Annotated in this window: 2 protein-coding genes; one reads left to right on the top strand and one right to left on the bottom strand. The window is 38.9% G+C overall.

Going from position 1 to position 1,921, the window contains the following annotated elements:
• Positions 1 to 760: S-layer homology domain-containing protein (locus tag IJ369_RS01470; protein WP_290715177.1), on the top strand; the 760-nt coding region annotated here is incomplete at its 5' end.
• A 468-nt stretch (positions 761 to 1,228) separates the two neighbouring features.
• Here the strand turns inward: IJ369_RS01470 and IJ369_RS01465 are convergent.
• Positions 1,229 to 1,675, bottom strand: a complete 447-nt coding sequence (locus IJ369_RS01465) for a single-stranded DNA-binding protein (RefSeq protein ID WP_290715175.1) — start codon at positions 1,673 to 1,675, stop codon at positions 1,229 to 1,231.
• Positions 1,676 to 1,921 lie beyond the last annotated feature (246 nt).

The following is a 1,921-nucleotide window of genomic DNA, read 5'->3' as shown; positions in this document are numbered from 1 at the left end:
GATCGAAGTAACTGTTCCTTATAAAGAAAACAGCGAAACAGGTAATGTTGCTGTAGAAGTTACAAAAGCAGACGGTACAAAAGAAGTGATCGAAGATGTATACGATGGCAAAAACAGCGTTACATTCGAGGTTGACGGTTCTGTGACATTTGAGATCATCGATGATTATGTTCCTCTGGCTGATGTTCCTGTAGTACCTGAACAGTCTGCAGACAATCCCTTTAAAGACGTTTCTGAAACAGACTGGTTCTATAATGCAGTAATGTATGTGTCTGCAAACGGTCTGATGAGTGGCGTGGACGCTGATAATTTTGGCCCTTCCTGGAATACCACAAGAGGTATGATCACAACGATCCTGTGGAGAATGGAAGGCAAGCCTGCAGCAGGCACAGTTCCTTTCGCAGATGTGGATGCGGATATGTATTACGCAGATGCGATCGCATGGGCGGCTGAAAATGGCATTGTTAGCGGTTATGATGCAATGACATTCGGTCCCGATAATAACATTACAAGAGAACAGCTGGCATCTATCCTGTATCGTTATACGAAATATAAAGGAGAAGGCTTTGAGGGTGTATGGGCATTCCGACTGGATTTCAGCGATGTGAATGAATTGTCTGAATATGCATATGAGCCTATGTGCTGGTGTGTGATGAATGGCATTATCAGCGGTAATGATGATGGCACTCTGGATCCTGCAGGTCATGCACAGAGGGCGCATGCTGCACAGATGCTGATGAAGTTTTTGGAAAACGAATAAAATAATTATACTGAAAACCCTTGTTCATTTGAACAAGGGTTTTTGTTTGAATGAATAGTTTATTTTAAAAATGAAAGAACTTCGGCCAGAGAGGAGCCGAAGTTCTTCGTTAGGATGAGACGATATGAGAAATTATTGAAATGTTCAGTGAATTTACTAGTAGGGGTGTTATATTGATATATTGCTATAGCAATTATAGCATATCGGAGTCAGATTGTCACTAAATTCACAAAAACGCACTAAAATTCGCAAAAGCTGTGTTTAGCGAATAAATAGAAGGCGCGAAAAATAGTCCCCCACCGGCTGATTTTGATCATATTTTTGCTATAGCACTATAGCACTTGAGATTTTTTTAAAAAAACATTATTATAGAATTAATATAAGAAAAAATGCTCTATATTTTTTCATATAACCTTCCTTCATTTCTGAAAAAGCTATCCCGTGCTGGGATAGCTTTTCTCATGTTTTTTAGAATGGAAGATCATCATCTTCAATGCTTTCATCAACTGGATAGAAACCATCGGAAGAATTTGCTTGTGCAGCTGTAGCATTTGTGGTAGCTACTGGTGCTGAATCACGATGGCTTTCAAAGGATGCCTTACTTTCTGCAAAATACTGTTCTTCAACCACAACATCTGTGCTCCAGCGTTTTTTGCCTTCGTTATCATCCCAGGATCTCACCTGCAGACGACCGATAATGCTTACCATCTGACCCTTTTTAAAGTATTTTTCTGCAAATTCGCCAGCTTTACCAAAAGCTACGCAGCCGATAAAATCTGCATCCTGTTCACCTTGGCGTTTAAAACGGCGGTTTACAGCCAATGTATATCTGGCTACTGCCAAGGGTTCATTTCCTTGAGAATATCTTACTTCTGGATCTCTTACTAAGCGACCCATGAGGATTACTTTATTCACGATATCACCTTTCTTTCTTGTATACATCAATCTAAATAGGCTGTATTTGGCTTTTTTATATTATAACATAGAAATACTTCAATCCTTCAGATTATAAATTTTTTTAAAACTACGAAAACATGGCAGTGGATGAGAGCCCTTTATAATCCTACACAAAATAGGTCTATGTTTTCCTTTGATTGAGTTAGCCGTACATATTTGTTATAATATGAGCAAAACTTTTTAAATTAAGGAGGCGGTGAAATG

Source organism: Anaerotignum sp., assembly GCF_017483025.1.
Lineage (GTDB): Bacteria > Bacillota > Clostridia > Lachnospirales > Anaerotignaceae > Anaerotignum_A.
This window is presented reverse-complemented; position numbering and strand designations above follow the sequence as displayed.